Annotated in this window: 17 protein-coding genes; 15 read left to right on the top strand and 2 right to left on the bottom strand. The window is 69.7% G+C overall.

The window, feature by feature from the left end:
* Window positions 1-40: 40 nt before the first annotated feature.
* Genes ACTMTF_RS12060 through ACTMTF_RS12050 form a run of 3 tightly spaced genes read left to right on the top strand, consistent with a single transcriptional unit; the run spans window position 41 to window position 3169 of the window.
* Window positions 41-1432 carry an extracellular solute-binding protein gene (locus ACTMTF_RS12060; RefSeq protein WP_441110683.1) on the top strand — a complete coding sequence of 464 codons (1392 nt, stop codon included), beginning with the start codon at window positions 41-43 and terminating at the stop codon, window positions 1430-1432.
* A 4-nt stretch (window positions 1433-1436) separates the two neighbouring features.
* Window positions 1437-2354, top strand: coding sequence for a carbohydrate ABC transporter permease (locus tag ACTMTF_RS12055; RefSeq protein WP_441110682.1), 918 nt, complete (start codon window positions 1437-1439; stop codon window positions 2352-2354).
* Complete coding sequence (locus ACTMTF_RS12050) at window positions 2351-3169, top strand: carbohydrate ABC transporter permease (RefSeq protein WP_441110681.1); 819 nt, start codon at window positions 2351-2353, stop codon at window positions 3167-3169. The genes ACTMTF_RS12055 and ACTMTF_RS12050 overlap by 4 nt, the downstream gene beginning before the upstream one ends.
* Before the next feature lie 37 nt (window positions 3170-3206).
* Here the strand turns inward: ACTMTF_RS12050 and ACTMTF_RS12045 are convergent, their stop codons facing one another.
* Window positions 3207-4295: an RNA-guided endonuclease InsQ/TnpB family protein gene (locus ACTMTF_RS12045; RefSeq protein ID WP_441110680.1), complete on the bottom strand. Its 1089-nt coding sequence runs from the start codon at window positions 4293-4295 to the stop codon at window positions 3207-3209.
* 172 nt (window positions 4296-4467) lie between these two features.
* Between ACTMTF_RS12045 and ACTMTF_RS12040 the strand changes: the two genes are divergently transcribed.
* The 6 genes from ACTMTF_RS12040 to ACTMTF_RS12015 all read left to right on the top strand — a co-directional run bounded on the left by ACTMTF_RS12040 (window position 4468) and on the right by ACTMTF_RS12015 (window position 12337).
* Window positions 4468-5490 carry an ABC transporter ATP-binding protein gene (locus tag ACTMTF_RS12040; protein ID WP_441110679.1) on the top strand — a complete coding sequence of 341 codons (1023 nt, stop codon included), beginning with the start codon at window positions 4468-4470 and terminating at the stop codon, window positions 5488-5490.
* On the top strand, window positions 5487-6683 hold the full coding sequence (locus ACTMTF_RS12035) for a CehA/McbA family metallohydrolase (RefSeq protein ID WP_441110678.1): 1197 nt from the start codon (window positions 5487-5489) through the stop codon (window positions 6681-6683). The genes ACTMTF_RS12040 and ACTMTF_RS12035 overlap by 4 nt, the downstream gene beginning before the upstream one ends.
* Window positions 6674-7567, top strand: a complete 894-nt coding sequence (locus ACTMTF_RS12030) for a TIM barrel protein (RefSeq protein ID WP_441110677.1) — start codon at window positions 6674-6676, stop codon at window positions 7565-7567. The genes ACTMTF_RS12035 and ACTMTF_RS12030 overlap by 10 nt, the downstream gene beginning before the upstream one ends.
* A gap of 25 nt (window positions 7568-7592) precedes the next feature.
* Window positions 7593-8729: a Gfo/Idh/MocA family protein gene (locus ACTMTF_RS12025; RefSeq protein ID WP_441110676.1), complete on the top strand. Its 1137-nt coding sequence runs from the start codon at window positions 7593-7595 to the stop codon at window positions 8727-8729.
* A complete protein-coding gene (locus ACTMTF_RS12020) occupies window positions 8726-11449 on the top strand; it encodes an alpha-mannosidase (RefSeq protein WP_441110675.1) in 2724 nt (907 codons plus the stop codon). Before ACTMTF_RS12025 ends, ACTMTF_RS12020 begins: the two co-directional genes overlap by 4 nt.
* A 96-nt stretch (window positions 11450-11545) precedes the next feature.
* A complete protein-coding gene (locus ACTMTF_RS12015; RefSeq protein WP_441110674.1) occupies window positions 11546-12337 on the top strand; it encodes a hypothetical protein in 792 nt (263 codons plus the stop codon).
* 75 nt (window positions 12338-12412) lie between these two features.
* Here ACTMTF_RS12015 and ACTMTF_RS12010 read toward each other — a convergent pair whose 3' ends face one another.
* A complete protein-coding gene (locus ACTMTF_RS12010; RefSeq protein WP_397009894.1) occupies window positions 12413-12907 on the bottom strand; it encodes an Lrp/AsnC family transcriptional regulator in 495 nt (164 codons plus the stop codon).
* A 240-nt stretch (window positions 12908-13147) separates the two neighbouring features.
* On the opposite strand from ACTMTF_RS12010, the gene ACTMTF_RS12005 reads away from it, so the two are divergent.
* From ACTMTF_RS12005 to ACTMTF_RS11980, 6 genes are all read left to right on the top strand, one after another.
* The gene (locus tag ACTMTF_RS12005) at window positions 13148-14581 is read left to right on the top strand and encodes a gamma-aminobutyraldehyde dehydrogenase (RefSeq protein WP_441110673.1); all 1434 of its coding nucleotides are present in this window, start codon (window positions 13148-13150) and stop codon (window positions 14579-14581) included.
* Window positions 14582-14603: 22 nt separating this feature from the next.
* Window positions 14604-15683, top strand: coding sequence for an ABC transporter ATP-binding protein (locus ACTMTF_RS12000; RefSeq protein WP_397009890.1), 1080 nt, complete (start codon window positions 14604-14606; stop codon window positions 15681-15683).
* Between the two features lie 38 nt (window positions 15684-15721).
* Window positions 15722-16915, top strand: a complete 1194-nt coding sequence (locus tag ACTMTF_RS11995) for a polyamine ABC transporter substrate-binding protein (protein WP_441110672.1) — start codon at window positions 15722-15724, stop codon at window positions 16913-16915.
* Between the two features lie 4 nt (window positions 16916-16919).
* Window positions 16920-17771: an ABC transporter permease gene (locus ACTMTF_RS11990; protein ID WP_397009886.1), complete on the top strand. Its 852-nt coding sequence runs from the start codon at window positions 16920-16922 to the stop codon at window positions 17769-17771.
* Window positions 17768-18559, top strand: a complete 792-nt coding sequence (locus tag ACTMTF_RS11985; RefSeq protein WP_441110671.1) for an ABC transporter permease — start codon at window positions 17768-17770, stop codon at window positions 18557-18559. The genes ACTMTF_RS11990 and ACTMTF_RS11985 overlap by 4 nt, the downstream gene beginning before the upstream one ends.
* A 140-nt stretch (window positions 18560-18699) precedes the next feature.
* The gene (locus ACTMTF_RS11980) at window positions 18700-20094 is read left to right on the top strand and encodes an NAD(P)/FAD-dependent oxidoreductase (protein ID WP_441110670.1); all 1395 of its coding nucleotides are present in this window, start codon (window positions 18700-18702) and stop codon (window positions 20092-20094) included.
* Window positions 20095-20131: the final 37 nt, after the last annotated feature.

Here is a 20131-nt window from a genome sequence, read left to right as displayed (position 1 = left end):
GCCTCTCGTGCCAAGGTCTTAGAACGTGCCGGAGGGGTTCATGGTGTTGCGCAGAAGGTCGATGGGCTTGGCCGCGGTGGTCGCCGCGACCGCGATGGGACTGGCGGCCTGTGGCCAGTCGTCGGGCGGCGGCGATGGCGGGACCATCGAGCTCACGATCACCCAGAACGCCATCGCCGGCGGCAAGAACGCCGCGGCGGCCGACCACATCGCCAACTGGATCATTCCTGAGTTCGTGAAGGCCCAGAAGGCGAAGGGCAAGGACGTATCGGTCAAGTTCGTCCCCAGCGGCGTCGACGACGAGCAGTACAAGACCAAGCTCTCCCTGGACCTCAAGTCAGGCAAGGGCGCGGACGTGATCGACATCGACGGCATCTGGGCCGGCGAGTTCGCCGAGGCCGGCTACATCAAGCCGCTGACGGACGTGGTCGGCCCCGAAGCGGACAGCTGGGAGGGCTGGCAGCAGATCCCCGAGGCCGTCCAGGGCCTGGCCACCTTCGAGGGCAAGAAGTACGCGCTGCCCGTCGGCACCGACGGACGCGTCCTCTACTTCAACAAGACGCTGTTCGGCAAGGCCGGACTGCCCGCCGACTGGCAGCCGAAGAGCTGGCAGGAGATCCTCGACGCCGGCGCCAAGCTGAAGTCCTCGGGCGTGCCCGTGCCGATCCAGATCAACGCCGGCACCGCCATGGGCGAGGCCACCTCGATGCAGGGCGTGCTGCCGCTGCTCGCCGGCGCGGGCGGCGAGGTGCAGAAGGACGGCAAGTGGACCGGCGCCTCGCAGCCGCTCAAGGACGCGCTCGGCCTCTACCAGAAGATCTACGGCGGCGGCCTCGGCGACCCCAAGCTCCAGCAGGAGGCCAAGGGCCGGGACAAGTCCTTCCAGCAGTTCGCCGAGGGCAAGATCGGCATCCTGATGGAGGGCGACTACTTCTGGCGCGGCGTCGTCAACCCCAAGGACGGCGTGGCCAAGATGGCCGACCGCGACCAGGTCGTCGGGTACGCCAAGATCCCGGCCATCGAGCCCGGCAAGGGCGTGCGCGGCCAGGACTTCGTCAGCATGTCCGGTGGCGCGCTGCGCACCGTCAACCCGGCCAGCGAGCATCCGAAGGAGGCCTTCGAGCTGCTCGCCTTCACCCTCTCGGCCGAGGCGCTGAAGGAGGAGACCAAGGACGGCAACGTGCGCGTCACCCCGCGCACCGACGTCAACAAGGAGATCCTCGCCGGTGAGCCGCTGCTGACCTACATCTCCGACGAGGTGCTCCCGCTGACGGCCTACCGCCCGCCGGTGGCGGTCTACCCGCAGGTGTCGGTGGCGCTGCAGGAGGCCACCGCCGCGGTGGTCGGCGGCACCCCGGCCGACCAGGCGGCGGCCGAGTACCAGAGCAAGCTCGAAGGAATCGTCGGTGGCGCCGGTAACATCGCCAGCTGATCCCGTGAAGGCCGATTCCGCGAAGGTCGCCGACCCGGCCCCCGGCCGCTACAGCTCCGACGCGGCCGGCCTGGGCCGGCTGAGGGCGGGCGCCTTCGTCGCGCCCGCCCTGGCCCTCATCGCCGTCTTCCTGGTGTTCCCGGCACTCTGGGTCATCTACCTGGGCCTGATGAACTACCGGCTCACCGGCCTGGCCGCGGCCGACCCGCAGTTCGTCGGGCTGGACAACTTCCTCCAGGCGGTCACCGACCCCGGCTTCTGGAACTCCACCTGGCTGACGTTCCAGTTCGTGCTGGGCTCGGCCGTCATCGGCCAGGTGGTGCTCGGCTTCACGATCGCGTGGATGCTGCGCGACTGGCGCGGCCCGCTCAAGCGGATCGTCGAGGGCCTGGTCATCCTGGCCTGGATCCTGCCCAGCGCCGTCGTGTCGTTCCTGTGGGTGGCGCTGCTGGACCGTGACAGCGGCACCCTCAACGCGCTGCTCGGCATCGAGGGCCTCGCCTGGCTGCTCGACCACCCGATGCTGTCCATCATCATCTTCAACACCTGGCGCGGCACCGCGTTCTCGATGATGTTGTACGGCGCGGCGCTGGGCAACGTGCCCCCCTCCCACCTGGAGAGCGCCCGCCTGGCCGGCGCCTCCAGCTGGCAGCAGCTCCGCGACGTGGTGTTCCCGCACATCCGAGGGCACATCCTGACCAACCTGCTGCTGATCAGCCTGTGGACGTTCAACGACTTCAGCCCGTTCCTGCTCACCGCGGGCGGCCCCGACGGCAAGTCCGAGGTGCTGGCGGTGCACGTCTACAAGACGGCGTTGCAGAGCGGCGACCTGGGCTACGGCGCGGCCATCTCCACGGTGATCCTGCTGATCAACCTGGTCGTGGCGGTGTTCTACCTGCGGCTGCTCAGGAGCAAGAAATGACGCGGTTCGTCGCCGGCCGGATCGGCGTCTACACGCTGATCGCGGTGCTGCTGGCCTTCTTCACCATCCCGCTCCTGTGGCTGGCCACCGCGCCGTTCACCTCCGACCCCAGCTACGAGGTCAGCCTGCCCGACTTCACCTTGGAGAACTTCCAGACGATCATCGAGCATCCGTACGCGCTCTGGTCGCTGGTCAACTCGCTGGTGCTGTCGATCGGCACCGCGGTGCTCGTGGTGGTGCTGTCGGCGCTGGCGGCCTACGCGCTGAGCCGGGTGCGGCTGCCGGGGCGCGACGCGCTGCTCTACGCGCTGCTGCTGCTGTCCTCGATCATCACCGGCACGGCCGCGATGGTGCCATTGTTCCAGCTCGCCATCGAGCTCAACCTGATCGACTCGCACACCGGGCTGATCCTCATCCTGAGCGGCGGCCTGCTCCCGGCGGCCATCTTCATGATCAAGGACTTCATGGACACCACGCCGAAGTCCTACGAGGAGTCCGCCCGCGTCTTCGGCGCCTCGCCGTTGCAGATCGTCGTGCACGTGGTCGTCCCCCTGGTGCGGCCCGGCCTGGCGACCATCGCGGTGTGGACCGTGGCCAACGTGTGGGGCAACTTCCTGATGCCGTACCTGCTGCTCAGCGACGTCGACAAGCAGCCGGCGGCGGTCATCATGTACACCCTCTACACCGAGGGCGGCCAGGCCAACCTCAAGGTGCTGTCCACGTTCGGCCTGCTCTACTCCATCCCCGTGGTGATCATGTACCTGTTCGTCAGCAAGAAGTACGGCTTCCGCTTCCACGGAGGGATCAAGCGCTGAAATGACTCCTCCGCTCCCTGAAGGAAGCGGCTTCTCGCTAAGCCGCTTCCGCAGACTCACGAAGGGCAAGCCCTGCCCTGAGGATGTTGACCGCCGCGTTCTCGTCTGCGTGCGCGGTGTGCCCGCACGCTGTGCACGCGAAATCGGCTTGGGTGACGCGGTTGTCCTGCGCGCTATGCCCGCAACGGGCGCAGGTGCGGGAGGTGCTGGCGGGATTCACTGCGATCAGCTCTCGACCAGCACTTTCAGCCTTGTGCGCGAGGATCGTCAGGAACACCCCCCAGCCCGCGTCCAGGATCGAACGGTTAAGGCCGGATTTAGCGGCCACATTCCGGCCGGGCTGTTTGATCGTGCCGGATGCCGAACGGGTCATGTTCGCCACTCTCAGGTCTTCGTGCACGATTATGTCGTACGCGCGGACGATCGTAAGCGCGGCCTTGTGAGCATGGTCCAAACGCTGACGCCGGACCTTGGAATGCAGGGCGGCCAAGCGAGCAAGGGCCTTACGGCGGCGCTTGCTCCCACGTCTTTTGCGGGCCAGATTTTGCTGGGCGCCGGCCAGTCGGTCAGCGGACGCGGCGAGGTGTCGCGGGTTTGTCAGGTGGTCACCGTCGCTGGTGGTGACGAGCGAGACCACGCCCATGTCCAGGCCGACGACAGAGCCGGTCGCGGGGAGCGGCTGGGCGGGCACGTCATCGCACGACATGATCACGTACCAGCGCGAGCCCTCTCGTTTCACGGAGATCGTCTTCACCGTGCCCTTGATCGACCGGTGCTGGTGGACGCGGACATGGCCAATGCCGAGCAGGTAGACGCGGGTCTGCCGCTCGTGCGGCTGGGAGTCCCACGTCGCGCCGTTCTTCGTCGCCGGCCACTCGACCGTGTCGAACCGGCCCTTGCCCTTGAAACGCGGGAATCCGGGTGTGCGGCCGGTCTTCCCGCGGCGGAAGAACGCGGTGAACGCCTTGTCCAGGCGTCGCAGTGTCTGCTGCTGCGAGCCGGCCGACCAGCGGCCCTGCCCATCGGGGTCGGCCTTGCGAATCTCCTTCAGCTCTGCCAAACACTGGGTGAGTGCGCTGGCCTGCCCGCCGGTGGGGCGCAGCAGGAACTTGAACGATCTGCGCACACCCACCTCCCACGCTCAGTGACGAGATCACCACGCTATCGACAGACACCGACAGAATCCGTAAGGGAGGGAGCGCGGATACCCCGTCGGCTGAAGCAGGCGGCTCCCTACGCGCGAACCTGAAATGGCCGCAATCGAACTTCGAGGCCTGACCAAGGTCTATCCCGGTGGCGTGAAGGCGCTCGACTCGCTCGACCTGAGCATCCCCGACGGCGAGTTCTTCGCCCTGCTCGGCCCGTCCGGCTGCGGCAAGACCACGTTGCTGCGGACGATCGCCGGGCTGGAGACCGCCACCGGCGGCGCGGTCGTCATCGGCGACCGCGACGTCACCGGCGTCCAGCCGGGCAGCCGGGACATCGCCATGGTCTTCCAGGACTACGCCCTGTTCCCGCACATGGACGTCACCGAGAACATCGCCTACCCGCTGCGCATCAAGAAGGTCGCCAAGGCCGAGCGCCAGGCCAAGGCCACCGAGGTGGGCGCCAGGCTGGGCCTGGAGCAGCTCATGGACCGGCGGCCCGGCCAGCTCTCCGGCGGCCAGCAGCAGCGGGTCGCGCTGGCCAGGGTGATGGCGACGCAGGCCAAGGCGTTCCTGTTCGACGAGCCGCTGTCCAACCTGGACGCCCGGCTCCGGCTGGAGGCCCGCACGTTCCTCAAGAAGCTCCAGCGCGAGCTCGGCGTCACCACCGTCTTCGTCACCCACGACCAGGCGGAGGCGCTGGCCATGGCCGACCGGATGGCGGTGATGGAGGCCGGGCACATCCGCCAGATCGGCACGCCGTCAGAGGTCTTCCAGCGGCCCGCCAACACCTTCGTCGCCTCGTTCATCGGCTCCACGCCGATGAACCTGCTGGACGCCGTCGTCAGGGGTGACACGCTGGAGGTGGCCGGGTGCGAGGTGCCCGTCCCCGCCATGGCGGCGGGCCTCCTGACCGATGGGGAGAAGATCGTGTACGGCGTCCGTCCCGAATACATGACCTACACCGACGAGCCCGCGACCGGCGGCCTGTCCGGCGCGGTGGTCATCGTCGAGAACCTGGGCGCCTCCCACCTGGTGACCCTGGAGGTGGCGGGCGTGCTCGTCCAGGCGGTGGTGCCCGAGGGGCGCGAGCCTGCGCTCGGCGATCAGGGGTACGCGGTGCCCAGACGCGACCGCGCGCTGGCCTACCGGGACGGCGAGCTGGTGTCGGCATGAGCGCGATCAGTGTGATCCGGGGCCACTGGAGCCTGGACGACCGGCTGGAGCGCATCCTGCGCGAGGTGGCGTTCGAGGTGCCCGCGGGCACCGCCGAAGTGACCGTACGGCTGGCCTACGACCGGTCGCAGGGGGTCCTCGACCTGGGCTGCGGCGGGCCCTGGGGCTTCCGTGGCTGGTCGGGCGGCGCGCGGGACTCGTACACGATCACCGAGGACTGGGCGACGCCCGGCTATCTGCCGGGCGAGCCGGAGCCGGGTGTCTGGAACGTGTGGCTGCGCCTGCACCGGGTGCCCCCTCAGGGGCTCGACTTCACGCTGGAGATCCACACCGGCAGCGTGCCGCCGGCCCGGCCCGAGGTGGAGGAGCCGCCGGCCGGGGAGCGCCCGCCGCGCCGGGACATTCCCGACCTCGGCGGCATGCGGTGGTTCGCCGGTGACTTCCACGCCCACACCCTGCACAGCGACGGCTCGCTGACCGTCGCCGAGCTGGCCGAGCTGGCCCGGGGACGCGGCCTGGACTTCCTGGCCGTCACCGACCACAACACCGTCAGTCACCACCCCGAGCTGGCCAAGACCGACCGGGGCATCACGCTGCTGCCCGGCCAGGAGGTCACCACCGACCGCGGCCACGCCAACGTCTTCGGTGACGTCGGCTGGGTGGACTTCCGGGAGCCCGCCGACTCCTGGGTCCGGCACGCCGGGCGCGAGGGCGGGCTGATCTCGATCAACCACCCGCTGGGCGGCGACTGCGCCTGGCTGCAGCCGCTGACCGAGCGGCCCCGCGTCGCCGAGGTCTGGCACTCCGGCTGGTGGGACCGGCGCTGGGGCGCGCCCCTGGCCTGGGCCGACGCCTGGCGGTCCGACCTGGTCTGGATCGGCGCCAGTGACTTCCACAAGCACGGCTCCGACGGCCTGCCCGGCTCGCCCACCACCTGGGTGCTGGCCGAGGACGTCGGCTCGGTCCTCGACGCCGTCTCCGCGGGCCGCACGGCGATCTCCGCCGGCCCCGATGCACCGCTGCTCCTCAGGCTGGGCGACGAACTGCTCGCCCTGGACGCCGACGGCCTCATCCTGGTGCGCCCCGGCGGCGCCCGCCAGGTGATCCGCGGCGACCGGGTGCTGCTCCCGGCCGACGAGGGACGGCACCGTCTGGAAACCTACGAGAACGAGGTGATGGCGCTATGCGCCTGACAAGTGTCGCCAACGCCCCGGTGAGCTTCGGCGTGTTCGAACTGAGTGACGCGCCGCCACCGCTGACCGCCGACGAGATGGTGCGCGCGATCGCCGGCGCGGGCTACGAGGGCATCGACCTCGGCCCGATCAACTATCTCGGCACCAAGGACGACCTGGCCGAGCGCCTGGACGGGCTGCTGCTCGCCGGCGGCTGGGCCGACCTGCGCTACAGCGACGCCGAGGAGTTCAAGCGGGGGCTGACCGCGCTCGACGCCACCTTGGAGGTGTTCGCGGCGGCGCCCGCCGCCCCCGCGCACCTGGCTCCGCGCCCGACGCTCGGGTGCTCCGGCTCGCCCGCCCGCTTCGCCCGCCCCGGCGGGAACGCTCCAGGGCTGGAGCCGTCGCAGTGGGCCGCGTACGCCGCCCGCGTCCAGGAGGCCGCCCAGCGCTGCCGCGACGCGGGCTTCGAGCCCGCCTTCCACCACCACCTCGGCACCTACGTCGAGACCCCCGAGGACGTCGAGCGGCTGCTGGAGCTGACCGACGTGCAGCTCTGCCTCGACACCGGCCACCTGCTGCTGGCCGGCGGCGACCCGGTGACCGCGCTGCGCGACTGGGCCGCCCGCGTCGGCCACGTGCACATCAAGGACGGCGACCGCGGCATCCTGGCCCAGGCCATCGCCGACGGCGTGGACCTGCGCGAGCTGATGGGCAGGGGCGGCTTCGCGCCGCTCGGCCAGGGCGAGCTCGACCTGCCCGGCGTGGTCCGCACGCTGGAGGAGATCGGCTATCAGGGCTGGGTCATCGTCGAGCAGGACACCCTGCCCGGACGGCGATCAGTTACGCAGAACATCGCCGATCAGGCCGCCAATCGCGAGAAGCTGAGGGCACTCGGACTTTGAACCGGGCTTTACGCCGGTTCGGGCCATGCCGGAGGGGCTGGCCGGTGAGACCACGCTGGAGGAGCGGGCTTTGAAGATCGCGCTTGTCGGGTGCGGAGCCGTCACGCAGGCGGTGTACGTACCGTTGCTGTCGCGCCGCCGTGATTTGTTCGAGGTGACGGCCGTCTGCGATCTGTCGCAGACGCTCGCCGACACCGTGGGGGACCGGCTGGGCGCGCCCAGCCGGCACACCGACATCGGCCACATGCTGGAGGCAGGCGGGTTCGACGCCGTGCTCGTGCTGGCCTCCGGCTCCCACGGCGAGCCGGTGCGGCGGGCGCTGGCGGCCGGTTACGCCGTGCTGTGCGAGAAGCCGCTGGCGCTGACCCGCGCGGAGGTGGCGGCGCTGCCCCCGGGCCGTCTCATGGTGGGCTACATGAAGCAGTACGACCCGGCCGTCCGCAGGGCCGAGGCGTTGCTGGCCGAGCTGGGCGGGCCGGAGCGGATCAGGTCGATCGAGGTGACCGTGCTGCACCCCAGCGGGGAGTCGCAGCTCGCCTTCGCCAACCTGACCCAGGCCCGCGACGTGGATTCCGGGCTGCTGGCGTCGCTGCGCGAGGCCGAGGGCGGGCTCGTCTCGCAGGCTCTCGGCGCGTCCGCACCCGAGCGAGTGCGCGGCCTGTACGCGGTGGCGCTCGGCTCGATCTGCCACGACCTGTCGCTGCTGCGCCGCCTGTCCGGCTCGCCCGCCGAGGTGTCGCACGTCGAGACCTGGGGGCCGGCGCCCGGATCCATCGAGATCTCCGGGCCGCTGCGCACCGGCGGCCGGTTCGAGATCCGCTGGCACTACCTGGAGGACTACCCCGCCTACCGCGAGACCGTGGTCGTCCACCACGACCGCGGCTCGCTGGAGCTGACCTTTCCCTCGCCCTACCTGATGAACGCGCCGACGACGCTGACCGTGGTGTCCCGTGACGCCTCCGGGGCCGAGAGCCGCACCGAGTGGCGGGACGTGACCGAGGCGTTCGAGGTGCAGCTGGCCGCCTTCCACGCCTTCGTCACCGATGGCACGCCGCCGCTCACCGACGCGGCCGGCGCCCTGGAGGACATCGTCACCGCCCAGCGCATCGCCGCTCGCTATGCCGTACAGCATGACCTGCAGATCGGAGGGGAAGCGGCGTGACCACCGCGGAGACCACAGGGACCACTGGCACCACTGAGATCGTCGTCGTCCCGCACACGCACTGGGACCGGGAGTGGTACGAACCGTTCCAGCGGTTCAGGCTGCGGCTGGTGGCGTTGCTGGACGAGGTGCTCGACACGATGGAGCGCGAGCCCGCCTACCACTTCACCCTCGACGGGCAGCTCGCCTGCGTGGACGACTACCTGGAGGTGCGGCCGGAGAACCGCGACCGCGTCGCCGCGCTGGTCGAGTCCGGGCGGCTGGCGGTGGGGCCGTGGCAGATCCTGCTCGACGAGTTCCTCTGCTCGGGCGAGAACATCGTGCGCAACCTGGAGCTCGGCATGGCCCGCGCCGACAAGCTCGGCAGGGCCATGGCGGTCGGCTATCTGCCGGATATGTTCGGGCACACCGCGCAGATGCCGCAGATCCTGCACCGGGCGGGGCTGCTGCACGCCTGCGTCTACCGGGGCGTGCCCTCGTCGGTGACGACCGACGCCTTCGCGTGGGTCGCGCCCGACGGGACGGCGCTGCGGACGCAGTACCTGCCGGCGGGCGGCTACGGCAACGGGGCGCACCTGTTCGAGGACGCGGGGCAGCTCGCCGAGCGCGGGGCCGCGTTCGTCGAGACGATGCGCCGCTGGCACGGTCCCGAGGGGCCGCTGCTGGCGATGTACGGCACCGACCACTCGGCCCCGGTGCGCGGGCTGCCGGAGATGGTCTCCCAGCTCGGCGCCCGGATGGACACCCTGTCCGGATACATCGAGGCGCACTCCTGCGACGTGGCCGGGCTGCCCCGCGTGACCGGCGAGCTGCGCTCGCACGCGCGCGCCAACATCCTGCCCGGCGTCATCTCCGTGCGCGCGCACGTCAAGCAGGCCATGGGCCGCGCCGAGCGGATGGTCGAACGCTACGCCGAGCCGCTCGCCACGCTCTGGGGCGACGACTGGCCCGGCCGCTTCCTCGACATGGCCTGGTGGCGGCTGGTCGACGCCAGCGGCCACGACTCGGTGACCGGCTGCGGCGTGGACGAGACGGCCCAGCAGGTGGCGGCCCGCATCGCCGAGGCCGAGCACCTCGGGCAGGCCGTCCGCGACATGGTCACCGCGAAGCTCGCCGCCACCGTGCCGACCGACGGCGTGCTCGTCGTCAACCCGACGCCCGCCGCCCGGCGCGGTGTCGTGCTGCTGGACGTGGCGGGCGAGGACCCGCTGGTGGACCCGGCCGGCGCCAAGGTGCCGGTCCAGCCACTGGAGTACGCTCCGACGCTGCTGCTCGACGAGGAGATGGACCCGGCCACGGCGCTGACGTTCGTGCACGGCACCGAGCTGTACGGCCAGCACATCACCGGCTGGTCCGTGGCGGACGGGGTGCTGACCTTCACCGTCGCCCGCGAGTCGACGGCCGCCTTCAACGTGGGCCAGGTGCGCGGGGAGCTGGACGGCGTGCACCGGGTCCGGATCGTGGCCCAGCCGCGCCGCACCGTGGCCGCGCTCGTCGAGGCGCCGCCGCTCGGCCACACCAGCGTGCGGCCCGCGCCGTACGACAGCGTGACCGAGCCCGCCGACGGCGTGCGTGTCACCGGCGTGCGGACCGAGGAGCGGGTGCTCGACAACGGGCTGCTCCGCGTCGAGGTGGCGCGCGACGGCACCCTGACGCTGACCGGCCCCGACGGGGTCACCCTCACCGGCGCCGGCCGGATCGTCGACGGCGGCGACGTGGGCGACAGCTACAACTACGCGCCGCCGGCCGAGGACCGGCTCGTCTCCGACCCGGAGTCCGTCCAGGTGACCACGGTCTGCTCGGGGCCGCTGGTGGCCGCCTTCGACGTGTGGCGCACCTACCGGTGGCCCGGCGCGGGCGACGGGATCGAGGGCACCCCCGAGATCCCCGCCACGTCCCGGACCGAGGCCACCGAGGAGATCGCCGTCCGCACCCGGGTCGAGCTGCGCGCGGGCGAGCCGTACGTGCGGCTCGACGTGGAGTTCGACAACCGCTGCGCCGACCATCGGGTGCGGCTGCACGTGCCGCTGCCGCAGCGGGCGGCGGTCTCGCACGCCGAGGGGCAGTTCGCGGTCGTCACCCGGGGCCTGACCGCCGAGGGCGGGTGCGGCGAGGAGCCGCTGCCGACCTTCCCGGCCTCCGGATGGGTGGCCGCCGGGGGCGTGGCGGCGCTGCTGCAGCACGTCACCGAGTACGAGCTGGTGGAGGAGGGAGGCGAGCTGGCGCTCACCCTGCTGCGCTCGATCGGCTACCTGTCGCGCAACCGCCACGCGCTGCGCCCCGAGCCCGCCGGTCCCCAGTTGCCGACCCCGGCCGCCCAGTCGCGCGGGCTGCGCACGGTGAGCCTGGCGCTGATGCCCTACAGCGGGACGTGGTCGGCGGTGCCGCCGGCGGCGGAGACGTTCCGGCACGACCTGCTCACGGTCGCGGGGACGGGCGCCCCGTACCTGCCCCTGCCCGCGCCGGCCGCCGGGCTGTCGGTGACGGGGGACGGCGTGGCGATGACCTCGCTACGGGCCCGCGACGAGTGGCGGGAGCTGCGGGTGGTGGCGCTCTCGGACACCCCCACCGAAGCGGTCATCGAGGGGTCGTTCGGCCGGGCCCGGCGCGCGGACCTGCGCGGCCGGCCGGGCGAGGAACTTCCCGTCACCGACGGCGTCCTCCGCCTGCCGCTGGGCCCCTGGGAGATCGCCACCGTCCAGTTGGCAAACATGGAGTAATGAAGTGGTGACTATGAGTAATATTCACTCATGGTCACGCCACTTCACGAAGGGCTGGTCGGGATCACCACGTGTGATCTGGAGCACACCGCAACCATGTTGCGCGAGCTGTTCGACCTGCCCATACCCCCCAAAGCCGAAGCCCGACTAATTTCCTGCGATCTGTCGGACTGCGTCCCAGTCGAGTATCGAGCGGACGCGGCAGTGCCCTTCGAGGGCGACGGCCAGTCCCGGCTGGGCGTCGTCTCCGAGGTGCAGCTCAGCAAAGACTGGAGAAAGCGTTACAGCTGGCCCGCTTACCTCGCCAATCTTCACGCGCGCGACAAGTGCCCGGTCTACCTGGTGGTCATCTGTGCCGACCAGGCCACAGCGCGCTGGGCGGCCACGCCGATCGACCTCGGCCATCCCGGCATGGTGCTGATCCCGCTGGTGATCGGGCCGGACAACACCCCAGTGATCACGGATGTCGTCCGGGCCATCGGCAACATCGGTCTCGCGGTCGTCTCGGCGATCACGCACAGCAACGACCCCCAGGTGAACGCCATCCTCGCCACGCTGACGGAGGCGCTGGACAGCATCGATCCGACAAGCGCCCGACGGTACGCTGAATATGTCACTGTCGCGCTGACTGGTAGTCCGCAGAAGGAAATGGAGCGCCTCATGGCCACGGAGACATACCTCTACCAGGGCGAATACGCCCAGAGCCTCATCGCCCGAGGCGAGACGAAGGGCGAGGCGAAGGCGGTGCTGACGCTGCTCGACTTCCGCGACGTCGCGTTGTCGGAGGAGGATCGGGCGCGGATCATGGCGACGACTGACCTGGCCGTGCTGGAGCGTTGGATCCAGCGGGCGTCCTTCGTGAACACCGTCGAGGAGCTCTTCGCCTGAGACCGAAAGCGGGGATTGGCGCGCTGAAGATCGATCCCCGTCGTCAGATACGAGCGGCGCTCGCCCATGGCGGGGTCAGCGGGTGCCCCAGGAGTAGGTTTGCTTGCGGAGTTTGAGGTAGACGAAGGACTCGGTGGCGCGGACCGCCGGGATGGCGCGGATCTTGCTGAGGATCTCCAGCAGGTGGCGGTCGCCCTCGCACACCACCTCGACGATGACGTCGAAGGAGCCGGCCGTGAGCACCACGTAGTCGATCTCGTCGATGGCGGCGAGCTCGTCGGCCACGGACTCCAGGTCGCCTTCGCAGGTGACGCCGATCATGGCCTGGCGGGGGAAGCCGAGCGTGAGCGGGTCGGTGACCGCGACGATCTGCATGACCCCGGACTCCTGCAGCCGCTGGACGCGCTGCCGTACGGCCGCCTCTGACAGGCCCACCGCCTTGCCGATCGCGGCGTAGGGTTTGCGGCCGTCGGACTGGAGTTGCTCGATGATCTGCTTGGCGAGATCGTCGAGAACGAACTGCCCGGGCGCGGCGTCGTTGCTGCGGCGTACACGCGGCGGCGTCGTCATTCGCGGAACCCTCCTAGCGGCCCGGCGTTACAGGGGCGTTCCCGCTGGATTGCCGTCCTGGTGCGACATGTTGTCAGTTTTGGCCCGCCTGTCAAGCGAATTCGTAGCAATTTGGTATCTTCGCCACGAAATCCCTTGTCCGGTTTCACCTACTCTGTAAGAGTCCGCCTCACGACCGAGCTCGTTGAGGTCACCCTTGGACAAAGCAATCTCCGGTCTTCCGACCGACAGGGAGGGCGCATGACGACCCGTCTGCAAAACTTCATCAACGGTGAGCTCGTGGACGCCAAGAGCGGCCGTTTCTCCGACGTCATCGATCCCTGCACCGGTGCGGCCTATCTCCAGGCCCCCGTCTCCGGCGCGGAGGACGTGGACACCGCCTACGCCGCGGCCGCCGCGGCGTTCGAGTCGTGGGGCCGGACCACCCCGGGCGAGCGGGCCAACCTGCTGCTCAAGGTCGCCGACGCGATCGAGGCGCGCGCCGACGAGATCAACGAGGCCGAGTGCCTCAACACCGGCAAGCCACGCGCCCGCATGGCCGAGGACGAGACCCCGGTCGCGGCGGACCACTTCCGCTTCTTCGCCGGAGCCGCCCGCACGCTGGAGGGCCCGACGGCGGGCGAGTTCCTGGCCGAGCACACCAGCGTCATCAGGCACGAGCCGATCGGCGTGGTCGGGCAGGTCACGCCGTGGAACTACCCGATGATGATGGCCGTCTGGAAGATCGCCCCGGCGCTGGCCGCCGGCAACACGATCGTGCTCAAGCCGTCCGACACCACCCCCGCCTCCACGGTCAAGCTCGCCGAGATCCTCGGCAGCGTGCTGCCTCCCGGCGTCTTCAACGTCGTCACCGGCGACCGCGAGACCGGCGCCCTGGTGGTGGCCCACCCGACCGCCGCCATGGTGGCGATCACCGGCTCGGTCGGCGCGGGCATGTCGGTGGCCAGGAGCGCCGCCGAGGACCTCAAGCGCGTCCACCTGGAGCTCGGCGGCAAGGCCCCCGTCGTGGTGTTCGAGGACGTGAAGAACCTGCGCAAGGCCGCCGAGGACATCGCCGTCGCCGGCTTCTACAACGCGGGCCAGGACTGCACCGCCGCCTGCCGGGTGCTGGTGCACGAGAGCGTGCACGACGAGTTCGTGGCGGCGCTCACCGAGGCGGCCGGCGCCACCGTGACCGGCGACCTGTCCAACGAGGACGCCCTGTACGGCCCGCTCAACAACGAGAACCAGCTCGCCAAGGTCCAGGGCTTCCTCGACCGCGTCCCGGCGCACGCCAAGGTGGTGACCGGCGGTCACCGGATCGGCGACCAGGGCTACTTCTTCGCCCCCACCGTCGTCGACGGGCTCAAGCAGGACGACGAGATGATCCAGGACGAGGTCTTCGGCCCCGTCATCACCGTCCAGACGTTCTCCGACGAGGCCGACGCGCTGGCCAAGGCCAACGACGTCCGCTACGGCCTGAGCGGCTCGGTCTGGACCTCCGACCACGGCCGCGCGATGCGCATGTCGAACAGGCTCGACTTCGGCGTGGTCTGGGTCAACACGCACATCCCGTTCGTGTCGGAGATGCCGCACGGCGGCTTCAAGCACTCGGGCTACGGCAAGGACCTGTCGGTATTCGGGCTGCACGACTACACGAGGGTCAAGCACGTCATGCACTACATCGGCGAATAGCGCACAAAGGGAATCTTCCTGAATGGCCGAGCGAGGTTTGACCGACAGCGCGATCGAACTACAGGACGTCGTCAAGGAGTACGTCTCGCACGGCGAAGTCGTGCAGGCGGTGAAAGGCGTGACGCTGGCGGTCGGCGAGGGGGAGTTCTTCTCCCTCCTCGGCCCGTCCGGGTGCGGCAAGACCACCACCATGCGGATGATCGCCGGCTTCGAGGAGCCGTCCAAGGGTGTGGTCAAGCTGCGCGGCGAGGACGTGACGAACGTTCCGCCCAACAAGCGCGATGTGAACATGGTCTTCCAGTCCTACGCGCTGTTCCCGCACATGAGCGTCTGGGACAACGTGGCCTTCGGGCTGAAGCAGCGCAGGACGCCGCAGGAGGAGATCCGGCGGCGGGTCGGCGAGATGCTGGAGATCGTCGACCTCACCGGCCGGGAGAAGCGCCGGCCGCGCGAGCTGTCCGGCGGCCAGCAGCAGCGGGTCGCGCTGGCCCGCGCCCTGGTCAACAGGCCCAGGGCGCTGCTGCTGGACGAGCCGCTCGGCGCGCTCGACCTCAAGCTCCGCCAGGCCATGCAGCTGGAGCTCAAGCGCATCCAGCGGGAGGTCGGCATCACGTTCGTGTACGTGACGCACGACCAGAACGAGGCGCTGACCATGAGCGACAGGATCGCGGTGATGAGTGACGGCCTGGTGGAGCAGCTCGCCGGGCCGCGCGAGATCTACGAGAGTCCGGCGACCACGTTCGTGGCGGGCTTCATCGGCACCTCCAACCTGATGGCCGGCACCGCCACCGCAGGCGTGCTGAAGGTCGGGGAAGGCCGGGTGCTGGTGCCGGGGCGCGACGGAGAGGTCTCGGTGACCGTCAGGCCCGAGAAGATCACCCTGTCCGTGGACGAGCCGGCCGGCGACCTGAGCGTCGTGCCGGGAACGGTGGCCGAGGTGGTCTACCTGGGCACCTACAACAGCTACACCGTGAGCCTCGCCGACGGGGCCGAGATCACGGTGTTCCAGCAGAACGCGCACGACTCGACGATCACAGCGGAGCGGGGCGACTCCGTCTGGCTGTCGTGGCAGGCGCAGCACTCTTACGTGATTGGAAGTTGATCATGCACGGCCTGCACACTCCTGCCCTCATTCGAGGGATGACCCAGCCCCGTACCCGACGTGACGCCTTCAGGATCGCCGGCCTGTCGGCGGCCGGGCTCGCCCTGGCCGCCTGCGGCGTTCAGGGGCAGAAGGCGGCTCCGCCCAAGGCCGACGCCGTCCAGGACTACTGGTCCAAGCAGAAGAAGAACGGCCAGGTCATCTTCGCCAACTGGCCCGAGTACATGCCGGAGGACAAGGGCCCGCTGGAGAAGTTCAAGAGCGAGACCGGGATCTCCTACGAGTACAAGGAGGTCATCAACGAGAACGCGGAGTTCTTCGGCAAGGCCGACCCGGTGCTCCGCGCCGGCCAGTCCCTGGGCTACGACATCGTCGTGATGACCAACGGCATCCAGCTCCAGCACATGATCGAGCTCGGCTACGTGGTGGCGCTGGATCAGTCGAAGATGCCGAACTTCCTGGCCAACGCCGGCGAGAAGTACAAGCAGCGCTCCTACGACCCGGGCAACGTCCACACGATCCCCTACACCTCGGGCGTGACCGGGATCGCCTACAACACCAAGTACGTCAAGGACGACATCACCAGCATCCAGGCCCTGTTCGACCCCAAGTACAAGGGCCGGGTCGGCATGATGAGCGACGCCCAGGAGATCGCCAACTTCGGCATGATCGCCCTCGGCCTCGACCCGGAGAAGTCCACCGAGGCCGACTGGAAGAAGGCAGGGGAGAAGCTCAAGGCCCAGCGTGAGGCCGGGATCGTCCGCAAGTACTACGACCAGAACTACATCGACGCCGTCTCCAAGGGCGACGTCTGGGTGACGATGGCCTGGTCGGGCGACGTGTTCCAGCGCCAGCTCGCCGGGGAGCCGGTCAAGTTCGTGGTGCCGGACGAGGGCGGCACGATCTGGACCGACAACATGCTGATCCCCAAGGGCGCCGCCAACCCGGTGGACGCGATGATGCTCATGGACTACCTCTACAAGCCCGAGGTGGCCGCCGAGCTGGACGAGTACATCCAGTTCGTCACCCCCGTGCCGGCGGTGCAGGACCTGCTGCGCGAGAAGGCCGGGAGCGCGACGGGCGAGGACAAGAAGGCGCTGCTGGACATGGTCGACAGCCCGCTGATGTTCCCGACCGAGGCCGACTACGCCAAGCTGCGCACGTACACCAAACTGACCACCGCGCAGGAGCAGGTGTTCAACCCGATCTTCCAGTCGATCACCCAGGCCTAGGCCGATGAGACGGCTCACCCCCTACCTGCTCGCGCTGCCGGGCTGGATGTGGCTGGCGATCTTCCTGGTGGTGCCGCTGGCGGCGATGGCGTCGGTGTCGCTGCAGACCGGCAACGTGATCGACGGCTTCGTCATGACGTTCAGCTTCTCCAACTACGGCGACGCGATCAGCGCCTACGGCACCCAGTTCGCCCGCTCCCTGCTGTACGGCGGGCTGGCCACGGCCGCCATGCTGGTGATCGGCTACCCGGTGGCCTACTGGATCGCCTTCAAGGGCGGCAACCGCAAGTCGATGTACCTGTTCCTGCTGCTGCTGCCGTTCTTCGTGTCGTTCGTGCTGCGGACGATCTCGTGGGGCTTCCTGCTGTCCGACGACGGGATCCTGTTCGGCACGCTCAAGGGGTGGGGCCTGCTGGCCCCGGACTTCCACGTGCTGGCCACGGCCTTCGCGGTGGTGGCGGGGCTGGCGTACAACTGGCTGCCGTTCATGATCCTGCCGATCTACGTGTCGCTGGAGCGGGTGGACCCGCGCGTGGTGGAGGCGGCGCAGGACCTGTACGCCACGCGGGGGGCGGCGTTCCGCAAGGTGGTGCTGCCGCTGTCGCTGCCGGGCGTGTTCGCCGGGGTGCTGATGACGTTCGTGCCCGCCACGGCGGACCCGATCAACGCCCAGGTGCTCGGCGGCACCGGCAACACCATGATCGGCAACATCATCCAGACGGAATACCTGGTGAACAACGACTACCCGACGGCCTCGGCGCTGTCGTTCACCCTGATGGCGGTGCTGCTCGTGGGCATCTTCGTCTACGCCAGGGTGCTCGGCACCGAGAACGTCCTAGAGGCGGCGGCCCGATGAGGCGCGGCAGGCTCGGCGACCGGCTGCTGCACGGCTACACCTGGCTGGTCATCGCCTGGCTGTCCGCGCCGATCGCGGTGATGATCCTGTTCGGCTTCAACGACACGCCGAGCAAGTCCAACACCAGCTGGCACGGTTTCACCCTCAAGTGGTACGCGCAGCTCTTCGCGATCCCGGACCTGACCGAGGCGCTGTGGAACTCGGTCGTGATCGCGCTGGTCAGCACCGCCATCACCGTGGTGCTCGGCACGATGCTGGGGCTGGCGCTCGGCCGGCACCGCTTCCGCGGCCAGGGGGCGACGAACTTCCTGGTGTTCGCCGCCATCTCCACGCCCGAGCTGGTCATGGGCGCGTCGCTGCTGTCGCTGTTCGTCTCGGCCAACCTGCCGCGCGACGCGATCACGATCACCATCGCGCACGTGCTGTTCTCGCTGTCCTTCGTGACCGTGACCGTGCGGGCGCGGGTCGTCACGCTCGACCCGTCGCTGGAGGAGGCGGCCAAGGATCTCGGGGCGGGCCCGTGGGCCACGTTCAGGCAGGTCACGCTGCCGTCGATCCTGCCCGGCGTGCTCGCCGGGGCGATGCTGGCGTTCGCGCTGTCCATCGACGACTACGTCGTCACCAGTCTCGTCAACGGCTCGACGCTCACCTTCCCGCTGTGGATCGTCGGCTCGGTCAAGACCGGCATTCCACCTCAGGTGAACGTGATGGGTACGCTGATCTTCGGTATCGGCGTGCTGATCGCGATCGCCAACGCGGTGGCCGCACGGCGGCGCGTCCGCGCATGAATTTTCCCGCGCGTCAGCGAGGGTCCTACGGCAAAGAACAGGGAGGCGAGATCGGATTTCGGCGGGGGGAACCCGCGCGTGATCACCGTTTGGTCCCGCGATTTTCATAGACAGAAGTCACCGTAAGGGATGTGGGATGTGTGGATCCGCTGAAGGCGCTTGCTGACGCGGAGCGCAAGCCGTACTGGCTGGACAGTCCAGCCAGGCCCGAGCCGCGACCGCGGCTCGTCGGCAACACGAGCGCCGACCTGGTCGTGGTCGGCGGCGGCTTCTCGGGGCTGTGGACCGCCCTGATGGCCAAGGAGCGAGACCCCTCGCAGGACGTGATCCTGCTGGAGGGCCGCAGGATCGGCTGGGCGGCGTCCGGCCGCAACGGCGGGTTCTGCATGGCGACCCTCACCCATGGCCTGCCCAACGGGCTGGAGCGCTGGCCGGACGAGATCGACCGGCTGGAGCGCATGGGCGTCGAGAACCTGGACGAGATCGAGCGGACGCTGCAGCGCTACGGCGTCGACTGCTCCTTCGAACGCACCGGAGAGCTGAACGTCGCCACCGAGCCGTGGCAGCTCGACGCGCTGCACGAGCACCTCGACCTCATCGAGCAGCTCGGCCTCGACTACGTGCCGCTCGACCGGGAGCAGGTGCGGGCCGAGGTCAACTCGCCCACCTACCTGGGCGGCCTGTGGGAGCGCAGCGGCTGCGCGATGGTGGACCCGGCCAGGCTGGCCTGGGGGCTGCGCGAGGCGTGCGTCCGGCTCGGCGTGCGGGTCTACGAGCGCACGCCGGTACGTTCGCTGCACGACGACGGCGTCACCATCGGCCTGCGCACTCCGCAGGGCGCGGTCACGGCCCGCCGGGTGGCGCTCGGCACCGGCGTCTTCCCGCCGTTGCTGCGCCGCCTGCGGCACTTCGTGGTGCCGGTGTACGACTACGCGCTGACCACCGAGCCGCTCAGCGACGCGCAGCTCGCCGAGGTCGGCTGGCGTAACCGGCAGGGCGTGGGCGACTCGGCCAACCAGTTCCACTACTACCGGCTGACCGACGACAACCGCATCCTGTGGGGCGGCTACGACGCCGTCTACTACAACGGCGGCCAGGTCAAGCCGGAGTACGACCAGCGCGACGAGACCTTCGCCAAGCTGGCCGGGCACTTCTACGACACCTTCCCGCAGCTGGAGGACGTGCGGTTCTCGCACCGCTGGGGCGGCGTGATCGACACCTGCAGCCGCTTCAGCGCCTTCTACGGGCAGGCGCACGGCGGCCGGCTGGCCTACGCGGTCGGCTACACCGGCATGGGCGTCGGCGCCACCCGCTTCGGCGCGAACGTCATGCTCGACCTGCTGTCGGGTGAGCGCACCGAGCGGACCGAGCTGCGCATGGTGAAGGAGAAGCCGGTCCCGTTCCCGCCGGAGCCGGTGCGGTCGGGGGTCATCCAGTTCACCCGCTGGTCGATCGCCCAGGCCGATCAGCACCAGGGCAGGCGCAACCTGTGGCTGCGGGCACTGGACCGGATGGGGCTCGGCTTCGACTCCTGATCGTCCCGGAACGCCCGCGGCCCCTGCCGTGCCGCGG

The sequence above is a fragment of the Nonomuraea sp. ZG12 genome (assembly GCF_052068115.1).
GTDB lineage: Bacteria > Actinomycetota > Actinomycetes > Streptosporangiales > Streptosporangiaceae > Nonomuraea.
The sequence above is the reverse complement of the archived record's forward strand: the minus strand, read 5'-3'. Positions and strand labels throughout refer to the sequence as shown.